Raw genomic sequence first — 26039 nt, forward strand, 5'->3', positions numbered from 1 at the left:
GCCGAGATTCTGTCATGCGACATGTGACGGTTCTGACCCTTGAGTTGGGCACAAAGAGCAATGACCGTCCTGATCCTGGAGCCGCTGGAGGCCGATGTCGTGCAATGGCTGGCCGAGCGGCACGACGCGCGTTTCGCGCCTGAGCTAGTGGGTGACCACGAGGCGCTGGCCGGTGCGCTGCGAGACGCGCGGGCGCTGGTGGCGCCGCCGGGCGTGCGCGTCGATGCCGAACTGCTGCACGGTGCGCGCGTCCTGCGCGCCATCGGCCGCGCCAGCGGTGGCGCCGAGAACATCGACATGGAGGCCTGCCGCAAGGCGGGCGTGGAGGTGGTGCGCTCGCAGGCCTCCACGGCCAGTGCGGAGGCGGAGTTCGCGATCGGTGCGCTGCTCAGCCTGCTCAGGCGCCTGCCGGTGGAAGGCAGCGACGGCCTGCGGGTCGGGCGCGAGCTGGGCTGCGCCACGGTGGGCCTGCTGGGCCTGACACCGACGGCCCAGGTGTTGACGCAGCTGCTGCAGGCCTTCGGCACGCGGGTGATCGGCTACGACCCGGCGGCTCATCCCAGTGATTCGACTTGGCTGCGCTGGGGCATCGAGGCGGTCAGCCTCAGCGAGTTGATGGAGCAGAGCGACGGCCTGGTACTGCTGCTGCCTTACTTCGAGCGTTTCCGTGGCCTGGTGGGCGAGCGGCAGCTGGAGATCGCCAAGCCCGAGCAGGTGCTGGTGGGCGTGAGCCAGTCCAGCCTCGTCAACGAGGTGGCGCTGATGCAGGCGCTGCGCAGCGGGCGACTGCGGGCCGCGTGGTTCGACAGCCTGGAGCCGGGCTGGCTGGAAGGCGGCCGCTCGCTGGATGGCCTGGCCAATCTGCAGGTCACGCCGCGCGTGGCCGGCACGACGCGCGAGTCGCGCGTGCGTGCCGCCTGGGCTGTGGCCCGGGCCATCGACGAGCTGCTGATGCCACCGCGCAGCCGCACGGCAGCCGCACCGCCGCCGGCGGTGGACTACTACCGCGCTTAGGCTGGCAGCCTGGCCAGCTGCTCGCGCAGGCGGGCCACGGTCTCCTTGAAGCCGGCCACGCGAGCGCGTTCCTGCTCCACAACGGCGGCCGGCGCACGGGCGACGAAGCTCTCGTTGCCCAGCTTGGCCTCGGCCTTGCCGATCTCGCCTTCCAGGCGCGTGACCTCCTTGGTCAGGCGAGCGCGCTCGGCCTCGACGTCGATCTCGACCTTCAGCGCCAGCTTGGCCGCGCCGTGCAGCAGCACCGGCGACGTGGCGCTCTGCTTGCTGAACTCGGCGTCGTCGGCGATCAGCTCGACGGCGCTGAGCTTGGCCAGCACCTTCAGCACTGCGGCGGCCTCGGACAGGAAAGACAGGTCGCCGCCCACCAACAGCGGCACGCGCTCGGCCGGGCTCAGCGCCATCTCGCTGCGCAGGCTGCGCGTCGTGCCGACGACGTCCTTCAGCTGAGCCATCCAGGCGTCGGCTGCCGCATCGATGCGCTCGGGCTGGGCGACGGGGTAGGGTGCCTGGCCGAGGTAGTCCACCGTTTTGCGCTGTGCGACCGGGGCGACCGTCTGCCACAGCTCCTCGGTGATGAAGGGCGCGATGGGGTGCAGCAGGCGCAACGTGGTCTCCAGCACGCGGATCAGCGTGCGGCGCGTGGCACGCTGCTGGCTCTCGTTGCCGGTCTGGATCTGCACCTTGGCGATTTCAAGATACCAGTCGCAGTACTCGTCCCAGACGAAGCTGTAGACGGCGTTGGCGACATTGTCGAGGCGGTACTCGGCAAAGCCCTGGGCCACTGCCGCTTCGACGCGCTGCAGCTCGTTGGTGATCCAGCGGTCGGCCTGCGAGAAATTGTTGTAGCCGGGCGGGCAGGCGCCTTGCTCGTGCGCGAGGCCGCAGTCCTGGCCCTCGGTGTTCATCAGCACGAAGCGCGTTGCGTTCCAGAGCTTGTTGCAGAAGTTGCGGTAGCCCTCGCAGCGCTTGGTGTCGAAGTTGATGTTGCGACCGAGGGACGCGTAGCTGGCCATCGTGAAGCGCAGCGCGTCGGCGCCGTAGGCCGGCATGCCTTCGGGGAACTCCTTCTTCACACGGGCGGCCACCTTGGGCGCCGTTTCGGGCTTGCGCAGGCCCTGGGTGGACTTCTGGATCAGCGTGTCGAGGTCGACGCCCTGGATGAGGTCGACCGGATCCAGCACGTTGCCTTCGGACTTGCTCATCTTCTGGCCCTGCGAGTCGCGCACCAGGCCGTGGATATAGACGTCCTTGAACGGCACCTTGCCGGTGAAGTGCGTCGTCATCATGATCATCCGGGCGACCCAGAAGAAGATGATGTCGTAGCCGGTCACGAGCACGGAGGAAGGCAGGAAGAGCTCCTGCTCCAGCGTCTTCTCTGGCCAGCCCAGCGTGGAGAACGGCACCAGCGCGGACGAGTACCAGGTGTCCAGCACGTCCGGGTCGCGGCTCAGCTCGCCGGTGTAGCCGGCGGCCGTGGCCTTGGCGCGGGCCTCGTCTTCGCTGCGCGCGACGAACAGCTCGCCGCCCGTGCCGTACCAGGCCGGGATCTGGTGGCCCCACCACAGCTGGCGCGAGATGCACCAGTCCTGCAGGTTACCCATCCAGTGGTTGTAGGTGTTGACCCACTGTTCGGGATGGAACTTGACCGCACCGGTGTCCACGGCCGCGATGGCCTTGTCGGCGATGCTCTTGCCGTCCGCACCCGGCTTGGTGACGGCGACGAACCACTGGTCGGTCAGCATCGGCTCGATGACCTGACCGGTGCGCTCGCAGCGCGGCACCTGCAGCTTGTGCTTCTTGATCTCGACCATCAGGCTTAAGCGCTCCAGGTCGGCGACGATCTTCTTGCGGGCGACGAAACGGTCCAGCCCGCGGTAGGCCTCGGGGGCGTTGTCGTTGATCCGGGCCTGCAGGTCCAGCACCGAGATCATCGGCAGCTTGTGGCGCTGGCCGACGGCATAGTCGTTGGTGTCGTGCGCCGGCGTGACCTTGACGACGCCCGTGCCGAACTCGCGGTCCACGTAATCGTCGGCGATGACCGGGATCTCGCGGTCCGTCAGCGGCAGCTTGACGAGCTTGCCGATCAGCGCGGCGTAGCGTTCGTCTTCGGGGTGGACCATGACGGCCACGTCACCCAGCATCGTTTCCGGGCGGGTCGTCGCGACGACCAGCGAACCCGAGCCGTCCGCCAGCGGATAGCGGATGTGCCACAGCGAACCGTCTTCCTCTTCGGACGCCACTTCCAGGTCCGACACGGCGGACTGCAGGATGGGGTCCCAGCTGACCAGGCGCTTGCCGCGGTAGATCAGGCCTTCCTCGAACAGGCGCACGAACGTCTCGACGACGACGGTCGAGAGCTTCTCGTCCATCGTGAAGTATTCGTGGCCCCAGCTCACCGAGTCGCCCAGGCGGCGCATCTGGCTGGTGATGGTGTTGCCGGACTCCTGCTTCCAGTCCCAAACGCGGGCGACGAAGTTCTTACGGCCGAGGTCGTGCCGGCTCTGGCCGGCGGCTTGCAGTTGGCGCTCGACGACGATCTGCGTGGCGATGCCGGCGTGGTCGGTGCCCGGTACCCACAGCGTGTTGTCGCCCTTCATGCGGTGGTAGCGCGTCAGCGAGTCCATCACCGTCTGGTTGAACGCGTGGCCCATGTGCAGCGTGCCCGTCACGTTGGGCGGCGGCAGCTGGATGCTGAACGAGTGCTTGGCCGGGTCCAGGGTCGGCGCGTACAGGCCGGCAGATTCCCACTTTGGGCCCCAATGGGCTTCCAGGGCGGCGGGTTCGAAGGACTTGGCGAGTTCGGTCACGGGCAGGTCTCGGCTGGCGCGCCGCGCGGCTTGCGCGGTGCATGTCTCAGGGGAGGGTAGCCGGCGATTTTAAGGGTCGCCCCCGATACAAAACGAAACCCGGCGATACCCCGGCGAGATGTGTCTCGCGGGCCCGAACGGAATCATGACGACCACTCCCACCCTCCCGTGCATTGCCATGAACTTCCTCCGTCGCTGGCAGGCCCAGCATGAGTTCCGCCATCACTTCGGGCAGGGGCACCGCATGGGCCGCCACGGCGACGGCTTCGCCCACCTGCTGATGGCCCGCCTGGGAGCGCGTCTCGCGCTGGACGAGGAGCAGGCACGCCGGCTGGGCGCCTGGCTGGCGCAGCTGCAGCAGCAGCGCGATGCGTTCCGTCAGCTGGTGCAAGGCCCCGAGCTGGCCGGCTTTCTAGTCCATGAGCAGTTCCCGCGCGAGGCGGCGGCGCAGCTGGTTGATGCGCGGCTGGCGGCACTGGGCGCGGCCGGGCCGGGCCTGGTCAACGCGTTCGCGGAGTTCTTCGAATCGCTCAACGGCGCGCAGCGCCAGGCGCTGCGCAGCACGCTGGGGCAGGCGGGGAGCGCCCACGCATGAGCGGCACGATCGCCATGGCGGCGCCGCAGCGCTGGGTGCCGCACATCGACCGCAACCGCTGCGAGGGCGTGGGTGATTGCGTCGTGGCCTGTCCGCAGGGCGTGCTGGCGCTGGGCACGCTGGGCCTGTTCGAGCGCCGCGCGCTCAGCCTGAGCGGCCAGCTGCGCGGTTGGGCGCACGACTGGCGCCAGGCCTTCGCCGTCCAGCCGCAGGACTGCCATGCCTGTGGCCGCTGCGTGGCCGTCTGCCCCGAGCGCGCGGTCACGCTGGTGGCGGCCGACACGAATAATCCGGCCCATGCATCGATTGCTGCTTATTGACGACGATGAGGCGCTGGCCGGGCCGCTGCGGCAGTACCTGGCCCGCTTCGACTTCCAGCTGGAGGCCGTGACGCGGCCCAGCGCCGCACATGCCCGGCTGGCCGACGAGCGCTTCGATGCGCTCATCCTGGACGGCATGCTGCCCGAGATGGACGGCTTCGAGTTTTGCAAGCGGTTGCGCGGCGGCGCCGACACTTGGCGCGACATCCCCATCCTGATGCTTACCGCCCGCGGCGACCTGACGGACCGCGTCGTCGGCCTGGAGCTGGGCGCCGACGACTACCTACCCAAGCCCTTCGAGCCGCGCGAGCTGGCGGCGCGGCTGCAGACCATCCTGCGCCGTACGCGCTTGGCGGCGCCGGTGGCGCCAGCCCAACCGGCATCGGCCAGCAAGCTGTGCTTCGACGGCCTGGAGATCGACACGACGCGCCGCGAGGTGCGCGGCGCGAGCGGCCTCGTCGAGCTGACCGGTACCGAGTACGAACTGCTGCTGATGCTGGCCCGCGAGCCCGGCCGCGTGTTCTCGCGCGACGACATCCTGAACCGCCTGCGCGGCCAGGAGGCGGAGCTCTACACGCGGGCCGTGGACATCCTCGTCAGCCGGCTGCGCCGCAAGCTGGAGCCGCTGGCGGCGCTGAAGACGCTGCGCAATGCCGGCTACTGTTTTGCATTGCCGGTGCGCGCCACGGGCGCAGGAGCGATGACGTGAAGCCGCACCCCTACGACCACCGCTGGCGCGAGCGCTGCGACCGCATGAAGGCCAAGCGCGCGCGGCGCATGAACCGCGACTGGGAGTACCGCTGGCGCGTGCGGCACCGGTGGCACCAGCGCTGGCACCACCAGCACAGGCGCTTCAACCATTCCCTGGGCGCACGTTTGATCGCCGTGTTCATCGTGCTGGCCTGCGCTAGCAGCGCCATCCTGTGGTGGTCGGAGGACAGTGCGGCCGGCCTGCTCTGGGCCGTGCCGGCGCTGCTGTTGGTCACGGGCCTTGCCTTCGGCGCCATCCGACACATGGTGCAGCCGCTGCATGCGCTGGCCTTGGGGGCAGAGGCCTTCCGGCGCGGCGAGTTCTCGCACCGCGTGCCCGTCATCCATGGTGACGAGATCGGCGACCTGGCGCGGCGCTTCAACCAGATGGCCGCCGATATCCAGGCCATGCTGGACGGCAAGCGGGCGCTGCTGCTTGCGCTGAGCCACGAGCTGCGCAGCCCGCTGACGCGGGCCCGGCTGCATGCCGAGATGGTGGATGAGGGCAGCTCGCGGGACGCTTTGCTGGACGAGCTGGCGCAAATGCGCGACCTCATCAGCGCGCTGCTGGAGAGCGAGCGGCTGGGCGTGGGGCACCGCGCGCTGTCGCTGGCGGACTGCGACCTGGCGGCGCTGGCGCGCGAGCAGGCCCAGCCGAGCGTGGCCCTGCACATCGAGGCTGGCCTGCCGCGGCTGAAGCTGGACAGTCTGCGCGTGCAGCTGTGCCTGCGCAACCTCGTGCAGAACGCGCTGCGCCACAATGATGCCGCGCAGGGCGAGGTGCAGCTGACGCTGGCCCGCGCGGGCGACGGCGTGCGCCTGACGGTGCGTGATTTCGGGCCGGGCGTGCCGCCGGAGTCGCTGACGCAGCTGGGCCAGCCCTTCTATCGGCCGGACGAGGCCCGCACCCGCCATGGCGGCGGCGTGGGGCTGGGGCTATGCCTATGCCGGCTGGTGGCCGAGGCCCATGGCAGCCGGCTGGAGTTGCGCAACGTCGAGCCCGGTTTCGAGGTGTCCTTGACGTTGCGCTGATGGTGCGCGCCTGCGGCGGTCACATGAACAAATGTTCGCCCGCGTTTTGGCTGCGTCGAAACGCGGGCATCGCGCTACGCGCTCGGTGCCCCTGCGGGTCACATGAACAAATGTTCTCCCGCATTTTCCCCGCCCAGGATCACGTAGTTCACCTTTTTCAGGTCGGCTAACTGCGTGCCGCCGGCATAGGAGATAGAGCTCTGCAGGTCTTCCTGCATCTCGCGCAGCGTGTCGGTGAAGCGGCCCTTGACCGGCTCCAGGATGCGCTTGCCTTCCACATGCCGGTACTCGCCCTTGTTGAAGTCGCTGGCCGAGCCGTAGTACTCCTTGTACCGCTTGCCGTCGACCTCGACCGTCTGGCCCGGGGACTCCTCGTGGCCGGCGAACAGCGAGCCGACCATCACCATGCTGGCGCCGAAACGTACGCTCTTGGCGATGTCACCGTGATGGCGGATGCCGCCATCGGCAACGATGGGCTTGGTGGCGACGCGGGCGCACCACTTCAGCGCCGACAGCTGCCAGCCGCCCGTGCCGAAGCCGGTCTTCAGCCGCGTGATGCAGACCTTGCCCGGGCCCACGCCGACCTTGGTGGCGTCGGCACCCCAGTTCTCCAGGTCGATGACGCCCTCCGGCGTGCCGACGTTGCCGGCGATGACGAAGGTGTCGGGCAGGCGCTGCTTGATGTGGGCAATCATGCGCTGCACGCTCTCGGCATGGCCGTGGGCGATGTCGATGGTCAGGTAGTCGGCGCCCACGCCTTCAGCGGCAAGCTGGTCCACCAGCGCATAGTCGGCCGGCTTCACGCCCACGCTCAGGGACACGATCAGACCCTTGCCGCGCATGTCGCGTGCGTAGGCCAGGCTGTCCAGGTCAAAGCGGTGCATCACGTAGAAGTGGCCGCTGCGGGCCAGCAGCTCCGTGATGGACTCGTCCACCACCGTCTTCATGTTGGCCGGCACGACCGGCAGCTTGAAGCGGTGCGGGCCGAACTGCACCGAGGTGTCGCAGTCGGCACGGCTGTCCACGCGGCACTTGCGAGGCAGCAGCAGGATGTTGTCGTAGTCGAAGATTTCCATGTTCAAGATCGCAAAGCGGCGTGCGTTGAGGCAGTGCACGACCTGGGCTGCGAGCAGCTTGACCTGGCAAATCCGGCCATCGCCCGGGCAGACGCGGGCAATAAAAAACCGGACGCCAAAATTTGGGCCCGGTGATTGATTCTACGCAGTCTCAGTGGCTGAAGAAGCGGCGGTGGATGCGCCGCGTTGTCCACCAGACGCCCGCCAGCACGACCGGGATAGCCGCGCCCGCCGCCAGCTCCGGCGCCACCGTGAGCCAGCCCTCAGCCTTCAGTGCCTTGAAGAAGTACAGCAGCAGGCTGACGACGTAGTAGGTGATGGCCGCGAGCGAGAGCCCCTCCACCGTGGCCTGCATGCGCAGCTGGGTGCGCTGGCCATCGCCCAGCTGGGCCAGCAGCTGCTGGTTCTGCGCCTCGGTCGCGATGTCCACCCGCGTGCGCAGCAGCGCGCTCGCCCGCGAGATGCGCTGCGACAGGTTGGCCAGCCGTTGCGCCGTGGCGCTGACCGTGGCGATGGCGGGTGACAGCCGGCGCTGCATGAACTCGCCCAGCGTCTGCGTGCCCGCCACCTTGCCCTCGTGCAGCTCGGCCAGGCGCGTCTCGACGATGGCGTGGTAGGCCTGTGTGGCGCTGAAGCGGTATTGGTGCTCGGCGGTCGCGTGTTCCACGCGCGCGGCAGTGGAGATTAGGTCGTCCAGCAGTTCGGCCTCGGACGCGCCGTGCGCCTGCAGCCGCGCGGTGATGGCGGCCAGCGTGGCCTCCACCTCGGCCAGAGTGCCGCCCAGTGACTTGGCTGCCGGCAGGCCGCGCAGCGCCATCAGCCGGTAGGTCTCCAGCTCCAGAAGGCGCTGGCAGATGCGGCCGGCCCGCGTCTCGGGCGTGCCGGGCTCGGCCAGCACCACGAGGTGCTCGAAGCCGGTGCCGCGCAGCTGGAAGTCGGTCACCACTAGCGAATGCCCGCCCATGGTGGATGCGACGACCGCGTGCGCACCGAACCAGGCCTGCGCCTCGGCCAGTGCGCTGGGCGCGAAGGTCAGCGCCCGCTCGATCATCACCAGCTTGATGGCCGCGAAGGTGCGGCCCGGGATGCGAGCCAGCCACTCGGGCGCCACGCGAAGGGGCAGGGCGTCTAGGGTCTGCGCGCCGGGCTCGGCGTCGGCCGGCAGGGGCTGAACGACGGCGTAGCGCGTGAACTCCGCGTGGCGCTCCCACTTCAGCGAGAAGTCGCCGCAGCGTAGGCGCAGGAAGTTGGCGGCCAGCGCCTCCTCCGGCAGGGTCTGCTGACCGGGCAGGCGGCACAGGTGGGCATGCTCGTCGGCACGGCTGATGCCGGCGTTGAGCACGGCGACATGGACGATGACGGCCGGCAGCCGGATGCGCGCCGGTGGCCGGGCGTGGACTTCGTTGTGCAGCATCAGGCGCAGCGCGTCGTCGGGAGGAAGCAGGCGGTCTTCGTTCATGGCCCCAGGCTAGTGCGTAGAGAACGCCCCACTTTGGCTCGATAAAATTTCAGGCTTCGTACATCAGCAGGGCGTCCTCCTCATGCAAGCATCATTCCCGCCGGTCGTCATCTCCGGCACCGGCCTGTACCGCCCGCCGCACGTCATCACCAATGCCGAGCTGGTCGAGGCCTTCAATGCCTACGCCGACCGCCAGAACGCGCTGCACGCCGACGCCATCGCGGCCGGCACGCGGCCGGCCATGACGCACTCCAGCGTCGAATTCATCGAGAAGGCCTCGGGCATCAAGCAGCGCTACGTCATCGAGAAGGACGGCGTGCTGGACCCGGCCCGCATGTACCCCCGCTTCGCGCCGCGCGGCGTCGGCGAGATCTCGCTGATGGCCGAGATCGCCGTCGACGCAGCGAAGCAAGCCCTGACCCAGGCGGGCAAGGCCGGTGCCGACATCGACGCCGTGCTGTGTTCGAGCGCCAACATGCAGCGCGCTTACCCGGCCATGGCCGTCGAGATCCAGCAGGCGCTGGGCGCGGGCGGCTACGGTTTCGACATGAACGTGGCTTGCTCGTCGGCCACCTTCGCGCTGGAGCAGGCCTTCAACGCCGTGCGCACCGGCTCCGCCAAATGCGTGCTGGTGGTGAGCCCCGAGATCACTTCGGCCCACCTGGAATGGCGCGACCGTGACTGCCACTTCATCTTCGGCGACGTCTGCACCGCGCTCATCGTCGAGCGGGCCGACACCGCCACCGGTCCGGATCAGTGGGAGATCCTCGGAACCCAATTGGCCACGCAGTTCAGCAGCAACATTCGCAACAACTTCGGCTTCATGAACCGCGCTGAGGACCGCGACCCCGACGCGCGTGACCTCACCTTCTACCAAGAGGGTCGCAAGGTCTTCAAGGAAGTGGTGCCCATGGCGGCCGCCCACATCGAGACCCACCTGGGCAAGTTGGAATTGGCCCCGTCCCAGGTGCGTCGCTACTGGCTGCACCAGGCCAACCAGGGAATGAACCAGCTGGTCATCAAGAAGCTGGTGGGCGCTGATGCCGGCAGCGAGATCGCGCCGCTGATCCTGGACGAATACGCCAACACCGCGTCGGCCGGCTCCATCATCGCCTTCCATCACCACCGCGCCGAGCTGCAGACCGGTGATGTCGGCGTGATCTGCTCCTTCGGCGCCGGCTACTCCATCGGCAGCGTCGTCGTGAAGAGGCGCTGATCTGCGGCGGCGGGGTGCGGGCCGGGCTGCGCTATCGTGCCGGCATGAGCGACCTGACCTTCTTCTGGCACGACTACGAAACCTTTGGCCGGGTGCCGCGACGTGACCGCCCGGCCCAGTTCGCGGGCCTGCGCACGGACGCCGAACTCAACGAGGTCGGCGAGCCGCTGATGCTGTATTGCCAGCCTGCCCCGGATGCGCTGCCCGACCCCGAGTCCTGCCTGCTGACCGGCATCCTGCCCCAGCACTGCCTGGAGCGCGGCGTGCCGGAGCATGAGTTCGCCGCCGCCATCGAGACGGTGCTGGCGCTCCCGGGCACGGTGGGCGTGGGCTACAACTCCATCCGCTTCGACGACGAGGTGACGCGCCACCTGTTCTGGCGCAACCTCATCGACCCCTATGCCCGCGAATGGCAGAACGGCTGCGGCCGCTGGGACCTGCTGGACGTCGTGCGCTGCGCCTACGCGTTGCGGCCCGACGGCATGGAGTGGCCCCAGCATGAGGACGGCCGACCCAGCTTCAAGCTGGAGCACCTGACGGTGGCCAACGGCGTGGCCCACGAGGCCGCACACGATGCGCTGTCCGACGTGCGCGCCACCGTGGCGCTGGCGCGCAAGCTTCGCCAGGCCCAGCCCAAGCTGTGGGACTTCTGCGTGAAGCTGCGCAGCAAGCAGGCCGTGTGGGACGAGATCGGCGTGGGCAAGCCCTTCCTTCATGTGTCCGGCATGTACGGCCCGGACCGCGGCTGCATCGCGCTGGTGTGGCCGCTGGCGCCGCACCCGACCAACAAGAACGAGCTCATCGTGTGGGACTGCGTGCAGTCGCCCGCTGAGTTGCTGACGCTGGGGGCCGAAGCCATCCGCACGCGCCTGTTCACCAAGCAGGACGCTCTGCCCGAAGGCGTCACGCGCCTGCCTATCAAGACCATCCACGTGAACAAGAGCCCCATCGTCATCGGCAACCTGAAGACGCTGAGCCCGGCGATGGCCGAGCGCTGGGGCCTGGATGTGCCGGCACAGCTGGCTAACGCGCAACTGCTGGCCGAGCAGGGCCGGCTGCTGGATGGCCTGTGGGCCGACGTGTACCAGCGCGAGCCCTTCGAAGCGGCGGATGTTGACGAAGATCTGTACGGCGGCTTCATCGGCAACGAGGACCGACGTGCGCTGAACCGCGTGCGCTCGACGCCGCCGGAGCAGCTGGCCGAACGCGCCGCCCAGGGCAAGCTGGCATTCCAGGATGCTCGGCTGGACGAGCTCGTCTTCCGCTGGCGGGCTCGCAACTTTCCGGCCAGCCTGTCGACCGAGGAGGCCGAGCGCTGGCAGGCCCACTGCGCGGCGAGGCTGCATGAGGGCCAGGGCGGCGCGCAGACGCTGGCGGCCTTCATGGAGCGCATCGACCAGCTCGGCGAGACGGCCGAGGACGAGCGCAGCCAGGCCATCCTTGGTGCGCTGTACGACTACGCTGAGCAGATCGCGCCCTAGCGCGGGACCGGCCCGGCAGGCTTAAGACCGCGTCCGGCGGGTCGTCGCGGCGCATGGGCAGGCGCAGCAGCAGGCCTGCCATGATGACCACCGCACCTGCCGCTCGCGCAGCGTGTCGGCCACGCGCCAGGCGTCGACGCCGCCGATGTGCGGATGCAGCCGCCCTCAATGAGCAGGCTGCCGTCAGGGATGGCGGGGCCGCTCAACGGATGCAGCGTCGCATGGCGCAGCAGCCGGGGCTCGTGCTGCTGCTGCGTGTTCGGCATCGCGTGAACGGTGAGCGAGGCCCAGGTGATGGTCAGCGCGGCAAGGCAAGGCAAGGCAAGGGGTGACTTCATGTCAATACCCGTCCGTGGTTTCCACATGCCAGGCGTCGCCACCGAAGTAGCTGTGGCGGTCGCGGTTCATCGCGTCCAGCCAGGGCGCTGCAGTGCAGGTTGGTCCAGCGCTGCCCCTCGGTCGGTAACGCCGTCGCGCATCACCAGCGTGCCGTTGTCGATGGTGTGGCCCGGCTCCAGCACCGGTTTCTCGCCGGTCGGCGATGCCAGCGGAGGGGCGTCGCGCCGGCCTTGAGGAGTTTCACTGAGCTGCCGTGCCCGGGTCTACCGCCAAGGCAAGCCAGCAGGGGGGGGGGCGCCAACACGGGCTCACCCGGCGTCGTGGCGCCGTGATACGGCGAAGCGGCAGACTCTGGCGGCGTGATGTGCGTCATGGTCGAAATCCGGCAGTCCTGCCATAGTCGGGCCTAGAAGATTCCTTTTGGAGACCCCATGAGCAGCGCCGCCCCAGCCCCCGTCGAGGATTCCACCGCCGCCCGCCTGCGTGCGCTGCTCGGGAGGGCGCCCACTGCAGTGGCCTTCGTGTCGGGCCAGCGCTTCGAGGTCGTCAGCGACGAGTTCAACCACCTGTTCGGGTTCGGGGATGACAGTGACCTCGCCGGCCAGGGTACGCGTACCGTGCACACCACCGAGTTGGCGCATACCGGCGTGCACGAGCGGGCTGCGGCAGCCTTCGCGTCCGGCCAGCCGCTGGACGAGGAGATCGAGTATGTGAAGCGTGACGGCCACCGCTTCTGGGGCCGCCTGCAGGCGTCTCCGCTGAACTGGCAGGCACCGTCGGGCGAGGCGCTGTGGATCGTCGAGGACGTGAGCCTGGCGCGCGCCCAGCGCCTGCAGCCCACCTGGACGGCCAAGCACGACACCGTCACCGAACTCGCCAACCGCCGCGAGTTCGAGCGCCGGCTGTCCGAGCATGTCGGCAGCCGCCGCAACGAGCCGGTGTCGGTGCTGTGGCTGGATGTGGATCACTTCGCCCAGGTGCTGAACGGCATGAGCGCCGAGGTGGGCGACCATTTCCTCTACGGCCTGGGCCAGATGCTGACCGGCAAGGTGCGGGCGTCCGACCTGGTGGCGCGACTGGAGGAAGATCACTTCGCCATCCTGTTGCCTGACTGCGACCAGCACTACGCCCAGATCATCGCGGAGAAGATTCGCGCGGCCGTGGCCTCGTACCGGCTGCACTGGGGCCTGCATCGCACCCGTGTGAAGGCGTCGCTGGGCGTTGTGCAGATCCATGCCACGCTGGGCACGGTGGATGCCGTGCTGGGCGCCGCCTCGCTGGCCTGCACCGAAGCCAAGGCGGCCGGCGGCGACAGCGTGCGTGTCTTCGTGTCGGCCGGCGGTTTCGAGGAACTGGCGGGCTGAATTCACGCGGCCCAGTCGAACAAAGGGCGAAAACGACAGCTTTTTCGCCATCTGTTCTAAAGTTCGCGTCAGCGCTGCCGATGTACGGCACAAGCGCACCAAGACTTGATCGCCATGAACGTCCCGCTGTCCACTGCCTTGTCCGGCATCTCCTCCGCCAATGAGCGGCTGCGTGCGTCGGCGGCCAACATCGCCAACCTGGCGAGCAGCAACCAGTCGCGGCCGGGCGTCGAGCCCACCAACGTGGACAAGGCGCCCGAACGCGAGATCAACCCGGCCAACGAGGTCGTGGAGCAGCAGTCGGCGGCCTACGCCTTCGTCGCCAACCTGAAGGTGCTGCAGACGCAGCTCAACACCACTGGTGCCTTGCTGGACATCAAGGCCTGACGAACCCCGCCATCTTGACGAGCAAGCGGCCTCTGGCCGCTTTTTCTTTGCCCTCACCGCGACGCCGGTATGAAAAAAGCCCGCCGGCTTGCGCGCGGCGGGCTTGGGGCCAGCGAGGCTGGCTCAGCGTCAGCAGGTCGGCGCCGTGGCCTTGGCGGCTTCCGCGTATTCCTCGATCTGGTCGAAGTTCATGTAGCGGTAGACGCTGGCCTTGTCAGCGTCGATGACGCCCATCTCCTTCAGGTATTCCTCCTTGGTCGGCAGGCGGCCCAGGCGGGACGCGATGGCGGCCAGCTCCGCCGAGCCCAGGAACACGTTGGTGTTCTTGCCCAGGCGGTTCGGGAAGTTGCGGGTCGACGTGGAGATGACGGTGGCGCCTTCACGCACCTGGGCCTGGTTGCCCATGCACAGGCTGCAGCCCGGCATTTCCGTGCGGGCACCGGCGGTGCCGAAGGCGGCGTAGTGGCCTTCCTTGATCAGCTCGCTCTGGTCCATCTTGGTCGGCGGTGCGACCCACAGCTTGACCGGGATGTCGCGCTGGCCACCCAGCAGCTTGGCCGCAGCGCGGAAGTGACCGATGTTGGTCATGCACGAGCCGATGAAGGCTTCGTCGATCTTGGTGCCGGCGACTTCGGACAGAAACTTGGCGTCGTCCGGGTCGTTCGGGCAGCAGACGATGGGTTCCTTGATGTCGGCCAGGTCGATCTCGATGACGTGGGCGTACTCGGCGTCCTTGTCGGCTTCCAGCAGTTCGGGGTTGGCCAGCCAGGCTTCGACCTTCTCGATGCGGCGCTCCAGCGTCTTCGCGTCGGCATAACCGTCGGCGATCATGTTCTTCATCAACACGATGTTGCTGGTGAGGTATTCCTTGATCGGCTCGGGGTTCAGCTTGATCGTGCAGCCGGCGGCGGAGCGCTCGGCGGACGCGTCGGACAGCTCGAAGGCTTGCTCGACCTTCAGGTCCGGCAGGCCTTCGATTTCCAGGATGCGGCCCGAGAAGGCGTTCTTCTTGCCGGCCTTGGCGACGGTCAGCAGGCCGGCCTTGATGGCGTACAGCGGGATGGCGTGCACGAGGTCGCGCAGCGTCACGCCCGGCTGCATCTCGCCCTTGAAGCGGACGAGCACCGATTCGGGCATGTCCAGCGGCATGACGCCCGTGGCGGCGCCGAAGGCGACCAGGCCGGAGCCGGCCGGGAACGAGATGCCGATCGGGAAGCGGGTGTGCGAGTCGCCGCCGGTGCCGACGGTGTCGGGCAGCAGCAGGCGGTTCAGCCAGCTGTGGATGACGCCGTCACCCGGGCGCAGGGCCACGCCGCCGCGGTTGCTGATGAAGGCCGGCAGCTCGCGGTGGGTCTTCACGTCCACGGGCTTGGGGTAGGCGGCCGTGTGGCAGAACGATTGCATGACCAGGTCGGCCGAGAAGCCCAGGCAGGCCAGGTCCTTCAGCTCGTCGCGGGTCATCGGGCCGGTCGTGTCCTGCGAGCCGACCGTGGTCATCTTGGGTTCGCAGTAGGTGCCCGGGCGCACGCCCTGGCCTTCCGGCAGGCCGACGGCGCGGCCGACCATCTTCTGCGCCAGCGTGAAGCCGGCCTTGGTTTCAGCCGGCGCTTGCGGCAGGCGGAACAGCGTGGAGGCGGGCAGGCCCAGGAACTCGCGCGCCTTGGCGGTCAGCGAGCGGCCGATGATGAGGTTGATGCGGCCGCCGGCGCGCACTTCGTCGAACAGCACGTCGCTCTTGAGCTTGAACTCGGCGACGGTCTCGCCGTTCTTCACCAGCTTGCCGTCGTAGGGCAGCACGTCGATGACGTCGCCCATTTCCAGCTTGGACACGTCGACTTCGATCGGCAGCGAGCCGGAGTCTTCTTGCGTGTTGAAGAAGATCGGCGCGATCTTGCCGCCGAGCGTGACGCCGCCGAAGCGCTTGTTCGGCACGAAGGGGATGTCCTGGCCCGTGGCCCAGATGACGGAGTTGGTGGCGGACTTGCGCGAGGAGCCGGTGCCGACCACGTCGCCGACGTAGGCCACGAGGTGGCCCTTCTTCTTGAGGTCCTCGATGAACTGCATTGGGCCGCGCTTGCCGTCTTCCTCGGGCTTGAAGGCCGCGTCGGGGCGCGTGTTCTTCAGCATGGCCAGGTAGTGCAGCGGGATGTCCGGGCGGCTCCACGCGTCGGGTGCGGGCGACAGGTCGTCGGTGTTGGTCTCGCCGGGCACCTTGAAGACGGTGACGGTGATCTTCTTCTCGACTTCGGGGCGGCTCGTGAACCACTCGGCGTCAGCCCACGACTGCATCACTTCCTTGGCCTTGGCATTGCCGGCCTTGGCCTTGGTGGCGACGTCGTTGAAGTAGTCGAACATCAGCAGGGTCTTCTTCAGGCCCTCGGCGGCGACGCCGGCGACTTCGGCGTCGTCCAGCAGCTCGATCAGCGGATGCACGTTGTAGCCGCCCACCATGGTGCCCAGCAGTTCGGTGGCCTTGGCCTTGGAGATCAGGCCGACCTTCACGTCGCCGTGCGCCACAGCAGCCAGGAAGCTGGCCTTGACCTTGGCGGCGTCGTCCACGCCCGGGGGCACGCGGTGCGTCAGCAGGTCCAGCAGGAATGCGTCCTCACCGGCCGGCGGGTTCTTGATCAGCTCGATCAGCTCGGCCACCTGCTTGGCGTCCAGGGCGAGGGGCGGGATGCCGAGGGCGGCGCGCTCGGCGGTGTGTTGACGATAGGCGGACAGCATGGTGGTTCTCCGTGGGGGGGCAGGTCAGCGAGCAGCCTGGGGCACGATCAGCCTCAGGCCTTTGAAATAGTCTCGAAAGAAGCCGTCATCGCGGGTAATGAGGGCCTGGCATTGCAGCAGCGCATGCGCGCCGATGAGGAAGTCTGCAACGACGCGCTGGCGCGCGCCAGCCCGGTCTCGGTAGCGGCGTTGCATGTGGCCGGCGCGCACGGCGGCGGCTTCCTGGATGGGGTCGAAGCGCAGGCCAAACTCCTTCAGCGAGTCCATCACGGTCTCGCGGGTGTCCAGCAGGGTCTGCACCTCGGCGGCGACGGCGTCGCACAGCACCACCTCGCCCTGACTCAGGGCCAGTGCCAGGGCTTCGGCCGAGGTGTCGCCGTAACGGGCGTCGCCCGTCAGCACATCCACCAGCACCGAGGAGTCGACGGCGATCATTCTTCGCCGCTCGGGGTGGGGTAGGGGTCGCCGGGGGCACGGCCGCGCAGTGCGCGCAGCGCGTCGTCGGTGCTGGTGAAGCCCTCGGCCAGCTTGAAGCGCCCGCGCAGCTTGGCTAGCGCGTCATCGACGTTCTTGCGCAGGATGATGCGGCCGCCGTCGAGCTCGACTTTCAGGGTCGTGCCCTTGGTCAGGCCCAGGGCATCTCGGACGGCCTTGGGCAGGGTGATCTGCCCGCGCTCGGCAACGGTGGCTTCCATGGCGCCTCCAGCAGCTGAGCGGCCCTTACGCGTCGCTCAGGTATGCATTGAAAAGTATGTATTCATTCTACATACCCGGCGCGCCGTTTCAAGCGCAGGGTGCGCGGCTCACTTGCCGGCGGCGGGCGTGATGCCCAGGCTGTTGCGCGCGGCGGCGGCTTCAGCTTCGGGGTCCTGCATGCGTGCCGCCTTGGCGGCGGCCATCAGTCGTTCCTGTTCAGGGTGCACGCATTCGTCCAGCAGGCGCTGGCCGATCTTGGTGTCCAGCAGCATGGACTTGTTGGCGATCTGGATCATCAGCGTACGGCCGGTCACGTCTTCCAGGCGCAGCGCGCCGGTGGAGGACAGCACCGGCTTCATCGTGAAGGTGTTCTTCTTCCAGACGACGTCCACGTAGCCCGCCACCTTGGGGTGCTTCTGGATGTGGACCGACTCCTTGAACTCGCAGGCGTAGTCGCCCAGATGGGTGCGCTCGGCCGCGGCGAGCTGCACGTCGTCGGCATCCGTCAGCACGGGCTCGGGCGGTGGGGGAGGGGTCTTCTTGGCCGGGGCCTTGGCGGCTGCTTTCGCGTTGACCGGCTTGGCGGCCGCAGGCTTGGACGGCGTGGGCTTGGTGGCGGCCGGCTGTGCCAGGGCGGGAAGGACGGCGCCCAGGATGAGGGCGGCGGCCGCGCTGCGGAGTGAGAGGGCAAGCATCGGGAGGGGAGAAGTGGGGTGGAGATTCAGCCGCGCATCATCGGCCGGAACGGATGAGCGTGCGGTGAGCAGATGTAGGCATTGTCCGACTCGCGCTCGCGCCCGGCGCTGCGTGATTCACCCGATGGTTGCAGGGAAGAAGGCTTGCCGGGCCGCATCGGGCAGCGGGCGGCCGGTGCGGGCGGCTTGTTCGAGCACGGTCCAGAAGTAGCGGAAGCTGGCACGGTCATGCAGGCGGCCATCGAACGAGATGGGCGCCCAGCGCGCTGCCTGGGCCTGCAGCAGCAGGGTGGCCGCCTCGTCGATCTCATCGGCAGCGGGTGCGAAGGCGTCGACGATGGTGCGGATCTGATCGGGATGGATGCTCCACATGCGTGTGTAGCCGAACTCCTGCGCCGCCCGGCGGGCCGCTGCGGCGAGGCGTTCGGTTTCGCGGAACTCGGTGACGACGCCATGCGAAGGCGTCTTGCCGAAGGCATGTGCCGCCGCGCTGATCTCGAGCTTGGCGCGCACCACCAGCGGATGCTCGAACTGGCCGGGCAACTCCATGGCAGATTTCGGGATGGCGCCGCGGTGCGCTGACACGAAGTCCATCAGCCCGAAGGACAGGGACTCGATGCGCGGGTGGGCTGCGATGCGGAACACGTCGCGCAGCGCGCCGTGGGTCTCGATGAGGGTGTGTAGCGGCAGGCGGGGCTGGCCATGCCGGTCGCAGGCGGCATCGATGGTCGTCACTGCCGACGCCAGTTCGTCGGCGTCCTGTGGCTTGGGAATCATCAGGTAGGCCAGGCGATGGCCAGCCTTGGCGATGAGTGTGTCCACCTCCGCCTCGAACGCCGCATGGCCCCATGGGTGCACGCGGGCGCCGACACGGCCGAAACGGTTGGCGGCGCCGGTCGCTAGCTCGCAAATGAGCAGCGCATGCTCGGCCTCGCCGCCGACGGGTGCGCCGTCCTCGGCGTCAAGCGTGATGTCGAACACCGGGCCGAGTTCGGCCTGCAGCGCCAGGCTCTTGCGCATGCGGGACTCGACGCCGCAGTAGTGGTCAACCACCGGCAGCGTGCTGGGCGGTGCGTCATGGCCGAACAGGGCGGCGCGAGGGTGCGGGGCGGTTGTCATCGGCAAACGAGCTGTGGCAAAGAAAAAGGGCCGGCAAGCCGGCCCTTCTGGCGTGGGGCAAGAACCCCGGATTACAGCAGGTGCTTGACGCCGTCCTGCTCGTCGGTCAGTTCCTTCAGCGTCTTGTTGATGCATTCCTGCGAGAAGGCGTCGATCTCGATGCCTTGCACGATCTTGTACTCGCCGCCTTCGCAGGTGACGGGGTAGCCGAACATCACTTCCTTGGGGATGCCGTACTCGCCGTTCGAAGGGATGCCCATCGTGACCCACTTGCCGTTGGTGCCCAGGGCCCAGTCGCGCATGTGGTCGATGGCGGCATTGGCGGCCGAGGCGGCCGATGACAGGCCGCGGGCGGCGATGATGGCCGCGCCGCGCTTGCCGACGGTCGGCAGGAAGGTTTCGCGGTTCCAGGTCTCGTCGTTGATCAAGTCCTTGACCGAGGCGCCGTCGATGGTGGCGTTGCGGTAGTCGGCGTACATCGTCGGCGAGTGGTTGCCCCACACGGCCAGCTTTTCGATGGACGCGACGGCCTTGCCAGTCTTGGCGGCCAGTTGCGAGGCGGCGCGGTTGTGGTCCAGGCGCAGCATGGCGGTGAAGTTCTTGGCCGGCAGATCCGGGGCCGACTTCATTGCGATGTAGGCGTTTGTGTTGGCCGGGTTGCCGACGACCAGCACCTTGACGTTGCGCGAGGCGACGGCGTTGAGTGCCTTGCCCTGTGTCGTGAAGATGGCGCCGTTGACGGCCAGCAGTTCGGCACGCTCCATGCCCGGGCCGCGCGGACGCGAGCCGACGAGTAGCGCGTAGTCGGTGTCCTTGAAGGCGGTCATCGGGTCGCTGTGCGCTTCGACGCCGGCCAGCAGCGGGAAGGCGCAGTCTTCCAATTCCATGATCACGCCCTTCAGCGCGTTCTGAGCCTTCTCGTCGGGGATTTCCAACAGTTGCAGGATGACAGGCTGGTCCTTGCCCAGCATTTCGCCGGAGGCGATGCGGAACAGCAGGGCATAGCCGATCTGGCCGGCTGCGCCGGTGACGGCGACGCGAACGGGTTTCTTGCTCATGGAAAGTCTCCGAAGGGGCAGTTGAAAAAGCGTTGACGAGGGCTTGACCGGCGCGCGGGGCCCTGAACCCGTCAAGTGTACGAGCATGCCCTGTGCTGCAATGCGGCCATGCCCAAGACCGCAGCGCCCTTGTACGAGCAGATCCGCCAGCTCATCGTTGCCGCCCTCGCGGCCGGCGAGTGGCGCCCGGGTGATGCGCTGCCCAGCGAGGCGGCGCTCGCGCAGCGCTTCGGCGCCAGCCCGGGGACGGTCCGTCGGGCGCTGGACGAACTGGCGGCGGAACATCTCGTGGAGCGCCGGCAGGGCAGCGGCACTTTCGTGTCCACGCATTCGGCGCCGCGGCAGCAGTTCCGGTTCCTGCGCCTGGTGGCGGACGATGATGCGGGCGGTTTCACCCGTGAACTGCTGGGGTGCCGGCGCCTGCGCGCGATTGCGGCGGTGGCGCGAGCCCTGGACATCAGGACGTCGGAACCCGTCATCGAGGTGAGGCGCATGCTGCACCGCCGGGGGCGCCCGGTCGTGCTGGAGGAGATGTGGCTCCCCGAGCGGCATTTCGAGGGGCTCAGCGCTGATGTGATCACGGCCCATGCCGGCACGTTGTACGCGTTGTTCGAGGCCCGTTTCGGCGTTCACATGGTGCGGGCCGAGGAGAAGCTGCGTGCTGTGGCGGCGACGGCTGAGGCTGCCGCGCTGTTGCAGGTCGCGCCGGGCGAGCCGCTGTTGAGTGTGGAGCGCCTGGCCTTCACTTACGGCGATCGACCGGTCGAATTGCGTCGCGGTCTTTACTACACCAGTTCCGATCACTACCGCAATGAACTGAACTGAAGTTGACATTGGCGCAGTGCAGCATCAACGCTCAGGGGAATGACGCTTGGCTCTAGAATCGTTTGGTTTCACCCCGATTACGCAGGCTTGACCATGGCGGACAGCACAAAGACAAGACCCGTTTACACAAATATTCACGTCACGCAGATCGTCGGTTACCGCCTCCCTCCGGCGGGCATCGTTTCCATCCTGCATCGCGTCAGCGGCGTGCTCATGTTCCTGCTCCTGCCCTTCGTGGTGTGGATGCTGGACGCGAGCTTGAGCTCCGAGATCTCGTACGACGCGTTCACCAACGTGTTCGTCGCCGGTGTCGCTGGCTTGCCGGCATGGTTCCTGAAACTGGTCGTGCTCGGGCTGCTGTGGGGCTACCTGCACCACTTCATCGCCGGCGTCCGCCACCTGTGGATGGACGCGACGCACAGCGTGAGCAAGGCCCAGGGTCACAACTCTGCGGTGATCACGCTGGTGCTGAGCATTGGTTTGACGCTCGTGCTGGGCGCCAAGTTGTTCGGCCTGTACTGACAACCTCCCCTTAGGACATCGCAATGAGCACTTTTGGCTCCAAGCGCCTCGTCGTGGGCGCGCATTACGGCCTGCGTGACTGGCTTGCCCAGCGCGTCACGGCCGTGTTGATGGCTCTGTTTACCGTCGCCGTGCTGGCCCGCTTCCTGGCACCCGGCGAACTGGGTTATGACCACTGGTACGGCGTGTTCGCGCCGCAGTGGATGAAGGTGCTGACCTTCGTCACCATCCTGGCGCTGACCTACCACGTGTGGGTGGGCGTGCGCGACATCTGGATGGATTACGTGAAGCCCGTCGGCATCCGGCTGGGCCTGCAAGTGTTTTCGATCGTGTGGCTGCTTGGCTGTGCCGGCTGGGCAATCCAGGTGCTGTGGAGACTGTGATGACGGCAAAGATTTCGACCCGCAAGTTCGACGTGGTCATCGTCGGGGCCGGCGGCTCCGGCATGCGCGCCTCGCTGCAGCTGGCTCGCGCCGGCCTCAATGTGGCCGTGCTGTCCAAGGTCTTCCCGACCCGCTCGCACACCGTCGCCGCGCAAGGCGGCATCGGCGCGTCCCTGGGCAACATGTCCGAGGACAACTGGCACTACCACTTCTTCGACACCGTGAAGGGGTCGGACTGGCTGGGTGACCAGGACGCCATTGAGTTCATGTGCCGGGAGGCGCCCAAGGTCGTCTACGAGCTTGAGCACTTCGGCATGCCGTTCGACCGCAATGCCGATGGCACGATCTACCAGCGCCCGTTCGGCGGCCATACCGCCAACTATGGCGAGAAGCCTGTGCAGCGCGCCTGCGCCGCAGCCGACCGCACCGGCCACGCGCTGCTGCACACGCTGTACCAGCAAAACGTCAAGGCCCGCACGCAGTTCTTCGTCGAGTGGATGGCGCTGGACATCATCCGCGACGCCGAAGGCGATGCCGTCGGCGTGACCGCGTTGGAGATGGAGACCGGCGAGGTCCACATCCTGCACGCCAAGACCGTGCTGCTGGCTACCGGCGGTGCGGGCCGCATCTTCGCGGCCTCCACCAACGCCTTCATCAACACCGGTGACGGCCTGGGCATGGCGGCGCGCGCCGGCATCCCGCTGGAAGACATGGAGTTCTGGCAGTTCCACCCCACCGGCGTGGCCGGCGCGGGCGTGCTGCTGACCGAAGGCTGCCGCGGCGAAGGCGCCATCCTGCGCAACGCCAACGGCGAGCGCTTTATGGAGCGCTACGCGCCGACGCTGAAGGACCTGGCGCCGCGTGACTTCGTGTCCCGCTCGATGGACCAGGAAATCAAGGAAGGTCGCGGCTGCGGTCCCAACAAGGACTACGTGCTGCTGGATATGACCCACCTGGGCGCCGAGACCATCGCCAAGCGCCTGCCGTCGGTGCTGGAGATCGGCCACAACTTCGCGAACGTCGACATCACGAAGGAGCCCATCCCCGTCGTGCCGACCATCCACTACCAGATGGGTGGCATTCCGACGAACGTGCACGGCCAGGTCGTCATCCCGAAGAACGGCAAGCACAACGACATCATCAACGGCCTGTACGCCGTGGGCGAGTGCTCGTGTGTGTCGGTGCACGGCGCCAACCGCCTGGGCACCAACTCGCTGCTGGACCTGATCGTGTTCGGCCGCGCCGCAGGCAACCACATCGTCGACTTCAACCTGAAGACGAAGTCGCACAAGGACCTGCCCAAGGACGCCGCCGACAAGACCTTGGCCCGCCTGGCCCGCCTGGAGTCGGCTACCAACGGCGAGTACGCACAGAACATCGCCAACGACATCCGCTCGACCATGCAGCAGCATGCCGGCGTGTTCCGCACGCAGGCATCGATGGACGAGGGTGTGCGCAAGATCAAGGAAGTTGCCGCCCGCGTGGGTGGCATCGGCCTGAAGGACAAGTCCAAGGTCTTCAACACCGAGCGTGTCGAGGCGCTGGAAGTCGAGAACCTCATCGAAGCCGCCCAGGCCACGATGATCTCGGCTGCGGCCCGCCCCGAGAGCCGTGGCGCCCACGCGCACGACGACTACCCGAACCGCGACGACGCGAACTGGATGAAGCACACGCTGTGGTACTCCGAAGGCAACCGCCTGGACTACAAGCCGGTCAATCTCCAGCCGCTGACGGTTGAATCGGTGCCCCCGAAGGTTCGCACCTTCTGACGCAGCGCCGAGCAAGGATCAAGACATCATGAAGCGCACCTTCCAGATCTACCGCTACGACCCCGACAAGGACGTCAAGCCCTACATGCAGACCCTCGAGATCGAACTCGACGGGAACGAACGCATGCTGCTGGACGCCCTGGTCAAGCTGAAGGCCGTGGACCCGACGCTGTCGTTCCGCCGCTCCTGCCGCGAAGGCGTCTGTGGCTCCGACGCGATGAACATCAACGGCAAGAACGGCCTGGCCTGCCTGACGAACATGCGCACGCTGCCGGGCACCGTGGTGCTCAAGCCGCTGCCGGGCCTGCCCGTCGTGCGCGACCTCATCGTCGACATGACGCAGTTCTTCAAGCAGTACCACTCCATCAAGCCCTACCTCGTCAACGACAACATCCCGCCCGAGAAGGAGCGGCTGCAGTCGCCTGTCGAGCGCGAGGAGCTGGACGGCCTGTACGAGTGCATCCTGTGCGCGAGCTGCTCCACGAGCTGCCCGAGCTTCTGGTGGAACCCCGACAAGTTCGTCGGCCCGGCTGGCCTGCTGCAGGCCTACCGCTTCATCGCCGACAGCCGCGACGAAGCCACCAACGAGCGCCTGGACAACCTCGAGGATCCGTACCGCCTGTTCCGCTGCCACACCATCATGAACTGCGTGGACGTCTGCCCCAAGGGCCTGAACCCCACGAAGGCCATTGGCAAGATCAAGGAACTGATGGTGCGTCGCGCCGTCTGATGCAGATGACCGCAGCGGTGGCCCTGATCGACGAACGCGCGCTGTCCAAGCTGCGCTGGCGCTGCCGTCGGGGCCTGCTGGAGAACGACCTCTTCATCGATCGCTTCTTCGCCCGCAAGGGCGAGCAGGTCAGCGTGATCGAGGCCGAAGGCCTCACCACGCTGATGGATCTGCCGGACAACGACCTCCTCGACCTGCTGCTGCGCCGCAAGGAACCCAGTGGTGAAATCGACACCGCTGCCGTGCGCGAGGTTCTGAACGAACTGCGCACCTGACCGACCGAATTGCTTTCAAAACCCTAAGGACTGCAACATGACCCCGTCCGACGTCAAAGCCACCCTGTCGTTCTCCGACGGCAGCCCCTCGATGGACCTGCCGCTCTACAGGGGCAGCATCGGCCCGGATGTCATCGACATCCGCAAGCTCTACGGCCAGACCGGCAAGTTCACCTACGACCCCGGCTTCCTGTCGACGGCGTCCTGCAACTCCACGATCACGTACATCGACGGTGACAAGGGCGAGCTGCTGTACCGCGGCTACCCCATCGAGCAGCTCGCGGTGAACTGCGACTACCTCGAGACCTGCTACCTGCTGCTGTACGGAGAGCTGCCGAACGCCGAGCAAAAGGCCGGCTTCGAAGACCGCGTGATGCATCACACGATGGTCAACGAGCAGATGCAGTTCTTCCTGCGCGGCTTCCGCCGTGACGCCCACCCGATGGCCGTCATGACCGGCCTGGTGGGCGCGATGTCGGCGTTCTATCACGACAGCACCGACATCAATAATCCCGAGCACCGCGAGATCGCGGCGATCCGCCTGATCGCCAAGATGCCCACGCTCGTGGCCATGGCCTACAAGTACACGATCGGCCAGCCCTACATCTACCCGAAGAACGACCTGAGCTACGCCGGCAACTTCATGCGGATGATGTTTGCCACGCCGTGCGAGGACTACAAGCCCAACGACGTGCTGGTGCGTGCGATGGACCGCATCTTCACGCTGCATGCTGACCACGAGCAGAACGCGTCGACGTCGACCGTGCGTTTGTGCGGTTCGTCGGGCACCAACCCGTTCGCGGCCATCGCGGCCGGCGTGGCCTGCTTGTGGGGCCCCGCACACGGTGGTGCCAACGAGGCGTGCCTGAACATGCTGGGCGACATCCAGAAGAACGGTGGTGTGGCCCGCATCGGCGACTTCATCGGCAAGGTCAAAGACAAGAACTCCGGCGTCAAGCTGATGGGCTTCGGCCACCGCGTCTACAAGAACTACGACCCGCGTGCCAAGCTGATGCGCGAGACCTGCCACGAAGTCCTGAACGAGCTGGGCCTGCAGAACGACCCACTGTTCGAGCTGGCCATGAAGCTGGAAAAGATCGCGCTGGAAGATGAGTACTTCGTCGCCCGCAAGCTCTACCCGAACGTGGACTTCTACTCGGGTATCGTGCAGCGCGCCATCGGCATCCCCGTGCCGCTGTTCACCGCCATCTTCGCGCTGGCCCGCACGGTCGGTTGGATCGCCCAGCTCAATGAGATGATCGGCGACCCCGAGTACAAGATCGGCCGCCCGCGCCAGCTGTTCGTCGGCGCCGCACCGCGCGACGTGAAGCCCATCGCCCAGCGCTGATCGGCCTCTCGCCACACGCGAACCCCTCGGCAACCCCGAGGGGTTTTTC

Annotated in this window: 25 protein-coding genes; 16 read left to right on the plus strand and 9 right to left on the minus strand. The window is 67.4% G+C overall.

Annotation, left to right across the window (positions count from 1 at the left end):
* Positions 1-60: 60 nt before the first annotated feature.
* Complete coding sequence (locus ACG0Z3_RS03045; RefSeq protein ID WP_394395155.1) at positions 61-1014, plus strand: NAD(P)-dependent oxidoreductase; 954 nt, start codon at positions 61-63, stop codon at positions 1012-1014.
* Here the strand turns inward: ACG0Z3_RS03045 and ACG0Z3_RS03050 are convergent.
* Positions 1011-3824 (minus strand): valine--tRNA ligase, encoded by a 2814-nt coding sequence (locus ACG0Z3_RS03050; RefSeq protein WP_394395157.1) that lies wholly within the window; start codon positions 3822-3824, stop codon positions 1011-1013. The genes ACG0Z3_RS03045 and ACG0Z3_RS03050 overlap by 4 nt on opposite strands.
* A 178-nt stretch (positions 3825-4002) precedes the next feature.
* Here ACG0Z3_RS03050 and ACG0Z3_RS03055 point away from each other — a divergent pair, with 178 nt between their 5' ends.
* From ACG0Z3_RS03055 to ACG0Z3_RS03070, 4 genes are read left to right on the plus strand one after another with little or no spacing between them, the layout of a single operon-like run.
* Positions 4003-4419 (plus strand): hypothetical protein, encoded by a 417-nt coding sequence (locus ACG0Z3_RS03055; RefSeq protein ID WP_394395159.1) that lies wholly within the window; start codon positions 4003-4005, stop codon positions 4417-4419.
* Positions 4416-4739, plus strand: a complete 324-nt coding sequence (locus ACG0Z3_RS03060) for a 4Fe-4S dicluster domain-containing protein (protein ID WP_394395161.1) — start codon at positions 4416-4418, stop codon at positions 4737-4739. The genes ACG0Z3_RS03055 and ACG0Z3_RS03060 overlap by 4 nt, the downstream gene beginning before the upstream one ends.
* Positions 4717-5448 carry a response regulator transcription factor gene (locus ACG0Z3_RS03065; protein ID WP_394395163.1) on the plus strand — a complete coding sequence of 244 codons (732 nt, stop codon included), beginning with the start codon at positions 4717-4719 and terminating at the stop codon, positions 5446-5448. Before ACG0Z3_RS03060 ends, ACG0Z3_RS03065 begins: the two co-directional genes overlap by 23 nt.
* Positions 5445-6521, plus strand: coding sequence for an ATP-binding protein (locus ACG0Z3_RS03070; RefSeq protein ID WP_394395165.1), 1077 nt, complete (start codon positions 5445-5447; stop codon positions 6519-6521). Before ACG0Z3_RS03065 ends, ACG0Z3_RS03070 begins: the two co-directional genes overlap by 4 nt.
* A gap of 98 nt (positions 6522-6619) precedes the next feature.
* Here the strand turns inward: ACG0Z3_RS03070 and ACG0Z3_RS03075 are convergent, their stop codons facing one another.
* Positions 6620-7597, minus strand: a complete 978-nt coding sequence (locus ACG0Z3_RS03075) for a GMP reductase (protein WP_394395167.1) — start codon at positions 7595-7597, stop codon at positions 6620-6622.
* 151 nt (positions 7598-7748) lie between these two features.
* Positions 7749-9056, minus strand: coding sequence for a DUF3422 family protein (locus ACG0Z3_RS03080; protein ID WP_394395168.1), 1308 nt, complete (start codon positions 9054-9056; stop codon positions 7749-7751).
* Between the two features lie 82 nt (positions 9057-9138).
* Here ACG0Z3_RS03080 and ACG0Z3_RS03085 point away from each other — a divergent pair, with 82 nt between their 5' ends.
* The 4 genes from ACG0Z3_RS03085 (at position 9139) to ACG0Z3_RS03100 (ending at position 13843) form a co-directional block, all read left to right on the plus strand.
* Positions 9139-10272, plus strand: a complete 1134-nt coding sequence (locus tag ACG0Z3_RS03085; RefSeq protein WP_394395169.1) for a beta-ketoacyl-ACP synthase III — start codon at positions 9139-9141, stop codon at positions 10270-10272.
* Between the two features lie 44 nt (positions 10273-10316).
* Entirely contained in the window at positions 10317-11753 is a 1437-nt protein-coding gene (gene sbcB, locus ACG0Z3_RS03090) for an exodeoxyribonuclease I (RefSeq protein WP_394395171.1), read from the plus strand.
* A gap of 770 nt (positions 11754-12523) precedes the next feature.
* The gene (locus ACG0Z3_RS03095) at positions 12524-13456 is read left to right on the plus strand and encodes a GGDEF domain-containing protein (protein WP_394395172.1); all 933 of its coding nucleotides are present in this window, start codon (positions 12524-12526) and stop codon (positions 13454-13456) included.
* Positions 13457-13570: 114 nt separating this feature from the next.
* The gene (locus ACG0Z3_RS03100; protein ID WP_394395173.1) at positions 13571-13843 is read left to right on the plus strand and encodes a flagellar basal body rod protein; all 273 of its coding nucleotides are present in this window, start codon (positions 13571-13573) and stop codon (positions 13841-13843) included.
* A 129-nt stretch (positions 13844-13972) separates the two neighbouring features.
* Here the strand turns inward: ACG0Z3_RS03100 and acnB are convergent, their stop codons facing one another.
* The 6 genes from acnB to ACG0Z3_RS03130 all read right to left on the minus strand — a co-directional run bounded on the left by acnB (position 13973) and on the right by ACG0Z3_RS03130 (position 20138).
* Positions 13973-16570 carry a bifunctional aconitate hydratase 2/2-methylisocitrate dehydratase gene (gene acnB / locus ACG0Z3_RS03105; protein WP_394395175.1) on the minus strand — a complete coding sequence of 866 codons (2598 nt, stop codon included), beginning with the start codon at positions 16568-16570 and terminating at the stop codon, positions 13973-13975.
* 24 nt (positions 16571-16594) lie between these two features.
* On the minus strand, positions 16595-17005 hold the full coding sequence (locus ACG0Z3_RS03110) for a type II toxin-antitoxin system VapC family toxin (RefSeq protein ID WP_394395176.1): 411 nt from the start codon (positions 17003-17005) through the stop codon (positions 16595-16597).
* Positions 17002-17265 carry an AbrB/MazE/SpoVT family DNA-binding domain-containing protein gene (locus ACG0Z3_RS03115; protein WP_394395177.1) on the minus strand — a complete coding sequence of 88 codons (264 nt, stop codon included), beginning with the start codon at positions 17263-17265 and terminating at the stop codon, positions 17002-17004. Before ACG0Z3_RS03115 ends, ACG0Z3_RS03110 begins: the two co-directional genes overlap by 4 nt.
* A 108-nt stretch (positions 17266-17373) precedes the next feature.
* The gene (locus tag ACG0Z3_RS03120; protein WP_394395180.1) at positions 17374-17961 is read right to left on the minus strand and encodes a hypothetical protein; all 588 of its coding nucleotides are present in this window, start codon (positions 17959-17961) and stop codon (positions 17374-17376) included.
* A 117-nt stretch (positions 17962-18078) separates the two neighbouring features.
* Positions 18079-19080 carry an HpcH/HpaI aldolase/citrate lyase family protein gene (locus ACG0Z3_RS03125; protein WP_394395181.1) on the minus strand — a complete coding sequence of 334 codons (1002 nt, stop codon included), beginning with the start codon at positions 19078-19080 and terminating at the stop codon, positions 18079-18081.
* Positions 19081-19151: 71 nt separating this feature from the next.
* Positions 19152-20138, minus strand: coding sequence for a malate dehydrogenase (locus ACG0Z3_RS03130; RefSeq protein ID WP_394395183.1), 987 nt, complete (start codon positions 20136-20138; stop codon positions 19152-19154).
* Between the two features lie 108 nt (positions 20139-20246).
* On the opposite strand from ACG0Z3_RS03130, the gene ACG0Z3_RS03135 reads away from it, so the two are divergent.
* The 7 genes from ACG0Z3_RS03135 to gltA all read left to right on the plus strand — a co-directional run bounded on the left by ACG0Z3_RS03135 (position 20247) and on the right by gltA (position 25990).
* Positions 20247-20963 (plus strand): GntR family transcriptional regulator, encoded by a 717-nt coding sequence (locus ACG0Z3_RS03135; protein ID WP_394395184.1) that lies wholly within the window; start codon positions 20247-20249, stop codon positions 20961-20963.
* Between the two features lie 93 nt (positions 20964-21056).
* Complete coding sequence (gene sdhC, locus ACG0Z3_RS03140; protein ID WP_394395185.1) at positions 21057-21485, plus strand: succinate dehydrogenase, cytochrome b556 subunit; 429 nt, start codon at positions 21057-21059, stop codon at positions 21483-21485.
* Between the two features lie 23 nt (positions 21486-21508).
* Positions 21509-21868 (plus strand): succinate dehydrogenase, hydrophobic membrane anchor protein, encoded by a 360-nt coding sequence (sdhD, locus tag ACG0Z3_RS03145; protein WP_394395187.1) that lies wholly within the window; start codon positions 21509-21511, stop codon positions 21866-21868.
* Positions 21868-23637 carry a succinate dehydrogenase flavoprotein subunit gene (gene sdhA / locus ACG0Z3_RS03150; protein ID WP_394395189.1) on the plus strand — a complete coding sequence of 590 codons (1770 nt, stop codon included), beginning with the start codon at positions 21868-21870 and terminating at the stop codon, positions 23635-23637. Before sdhD ends, sdhA begins: the two co-directional genes overlap by 1 nt.
* Positions 23638-23665: 28 nt before the next feature.
* Entirely contained in the window at positions 23666-24367 is a 702-nt protein-coding gene (locus ACG0Z3_RS03155) for a succinate dehydrogenase iron-sulfur subunit (RefSeq protein WP_394395191.1), read from the plus strand.
* Between the two features lie 5 nt (positions 24368-24372).
* Entirely contained in the window at positions 24373-24642 is a 270-nt protein-coding gene (locus tag ACG0Z3_RS03160) for an FAD assembly factor SdhE (protein ID WP_394395373.1), read from the plus strand.
* A gap of 37 nt (positions 24643-24679) precedes the next feature.
* The gene (gene gltA, locus ACG0Z3_RS03165; protein WP_394395192.1) at positions 24680-25990 is read left to right on the plus strand and encodes a citrate synthase; all 1311 of its coding nucleotides are present in this window, start codon (positions 24680-24682) and stop codon (positions 25988-25990) included.
* The last annotated feature ends 49 nt before the right edge of the window (positions 25991-26039 follow it).

The organism is Pelomonas margarita (assembly GCF_043555875.1).
In the GTDB taxonomy this organism is placed as follows: domain Bacteria; phylum Pseudomonadota; class Gammaproteobacteria; order Burkholderiales; family Burkholderiaceae_C; genus Pelomonas; species Pelomonas margarita.

Coding starts and splice junctions, on each gene's coding strand:
- ACG0Z3_RS03045 (WP_394395155.1), top strand. CDS start 61: ATGACCGTCCTGATCCTGGAGCCGCTGGAGGCCGATGTCGTGCAATGG.
- ACG0Z3_RS03055 (WP_394395159.1), top strand. CDS start 4,003: ATGAACTTCCTCCGTCGCTGGCAGGCCCAGCATGAGTTCCGCCATCAC.
- ACG0Z3_RS03060 (WP_394395161.1), top strand. CDS start 4,416: ATGAGCGGCACGATCGCCATGGCGGCGCCGCAGCGCTGGGTGCCGCAC.
- ACG0Z3_RS03065 (WP_394395163.1), top strand. CDS start 4,717: ATGCATCGATTGCTGCTTATTGACGACGATGAGGCGCTGGCCGGGCCG.
- ACG0Z3_RS03075 (WP_394395167.1), bottom strand. CDS start 7,597: ATGGAAATCTTCGACTACGACAACATCCTGCTGCTGCCTCGCAAGTGC.
- ACG0Z3_RS03080 (WP_394395168.1), bottom strand. CDS start 9,056: ATGAACGAAGACCGCCTGCTTCCTCCCGACGACGCGCTGCGCCTGATG.
- ACG0Z3_RS03085 (WP_394395169.1), top strand. CDS start 9,139: ATGCAAGCATCATTCCCGCCGGTCGTCATCTCCGGCACCGGCCTGTAC.
- sbcB (WP_394395171.1), top strand. CDS start 10,317: ATGAGCGACCTGACCTTCTTCTGGCACGACTACGAAACCTTTGGCCGG.
- ACG0Z3_RS03095 (WP_394395172.1), top strand. CDS start 12,524: ATGAGCAGCGCCGCCCCAGCCCCCGTCGAGGATTCCACCGCCGCCCGC.
- ACG0Z3_RS03100 (WP_394395173.1), top strand. CDS start 13,571: ATGAACGTCCCGCTGTCCACTGCCTTGTCCGGCATCTCCTCCGCCAAT.
- acnB (WP_394395175.1), bottom strand. CDS start 16,570: ATGCTGTCCGCCTATCGTCAACACACCGCCGAGCGCGCCGCCCTCGGC.
- ACG0Z3_RS03110 (WP_394395176.1), bottom strand. CDS start 17,005: ATGATCGCCGTCGACTCCTCGGTGCTGGTGGATGTGCTGACGGGCGAC.
- ACG0Z3_RS03115 (WP_394395177.1), bottom strand. CDS start 17,265: ATGGAAGCCACCGTTGCCGAGCGCGGGCAGATCACCCTGCCCAAGGCC.
- ACG0Z3_RS03120 (WP_394395180.1), bottom strand. CDS start 17,961: ATGCTTGCCCTCTCACTCCGCAGCGCGGCCGCCGCCCTCATCCTGGGC.
- ACG0Z3_RS03125 (WP_394395181.1), bottom strand. CDS start 19,080: ATGACAACCGCCCCGCACCCTCGCGCCGCCCTGTTCGGCCATGACGCA.
- ACG0Z3_RS03130 (WP_394395183.1), bottom strand. CDS start 20,138: ATGAGCAAGAAACCCGTTCGCGTCGCCGTCACCGGCGCAGCCGGCCAG.
- ACG0Z3_RS03135 (WP_394395184.1), top strand. CDS start 20,247: ATGCCCAAGACCGCAGCGCCCTTGTACGAGCAGATCCGCCAGCTCATC.
- sdhC (WP_394395185.1), top strand. CDS start 21,057: ATGGCGGACAGCACAAAGACAAGACCCGTTTACACAAATATTCACGTC.
- sdhD (WP_394395187.1), top strand. CDS start 21,509: ATGAGCACTTTTGGCTCCAAGCGCCTCGTCGTGGGCGCGCATTACGGC.
- sdhA (WP_394395189.1), top strand. CDS start 21,868: ATGACGGCAAAGATTTCGACCCGCAAGTTCGACGTGGTCATCGTCGGG.
- ACG0Z3_RS03155 (WP_394395191.1), top strand. CDS start 23,666: ATGAAGCGCACCTTCCAGATCTACCGCTACGACCCCGACAAGGACGTC.
- ACG0Z3_RS03160 (WP_394395373.1), top strand. CDS start 24,373: ATGACCGCAGCGGTGGCCCTGATCGACGAACGCGCGCTGTCCAAGCTG.
- gltA (WP_394395192.1), top strand. CDS start 24,680: ATGACCCCGTCCGACGTCAAAGCCACCCTGTCGTTCTCCGACGGCAGC.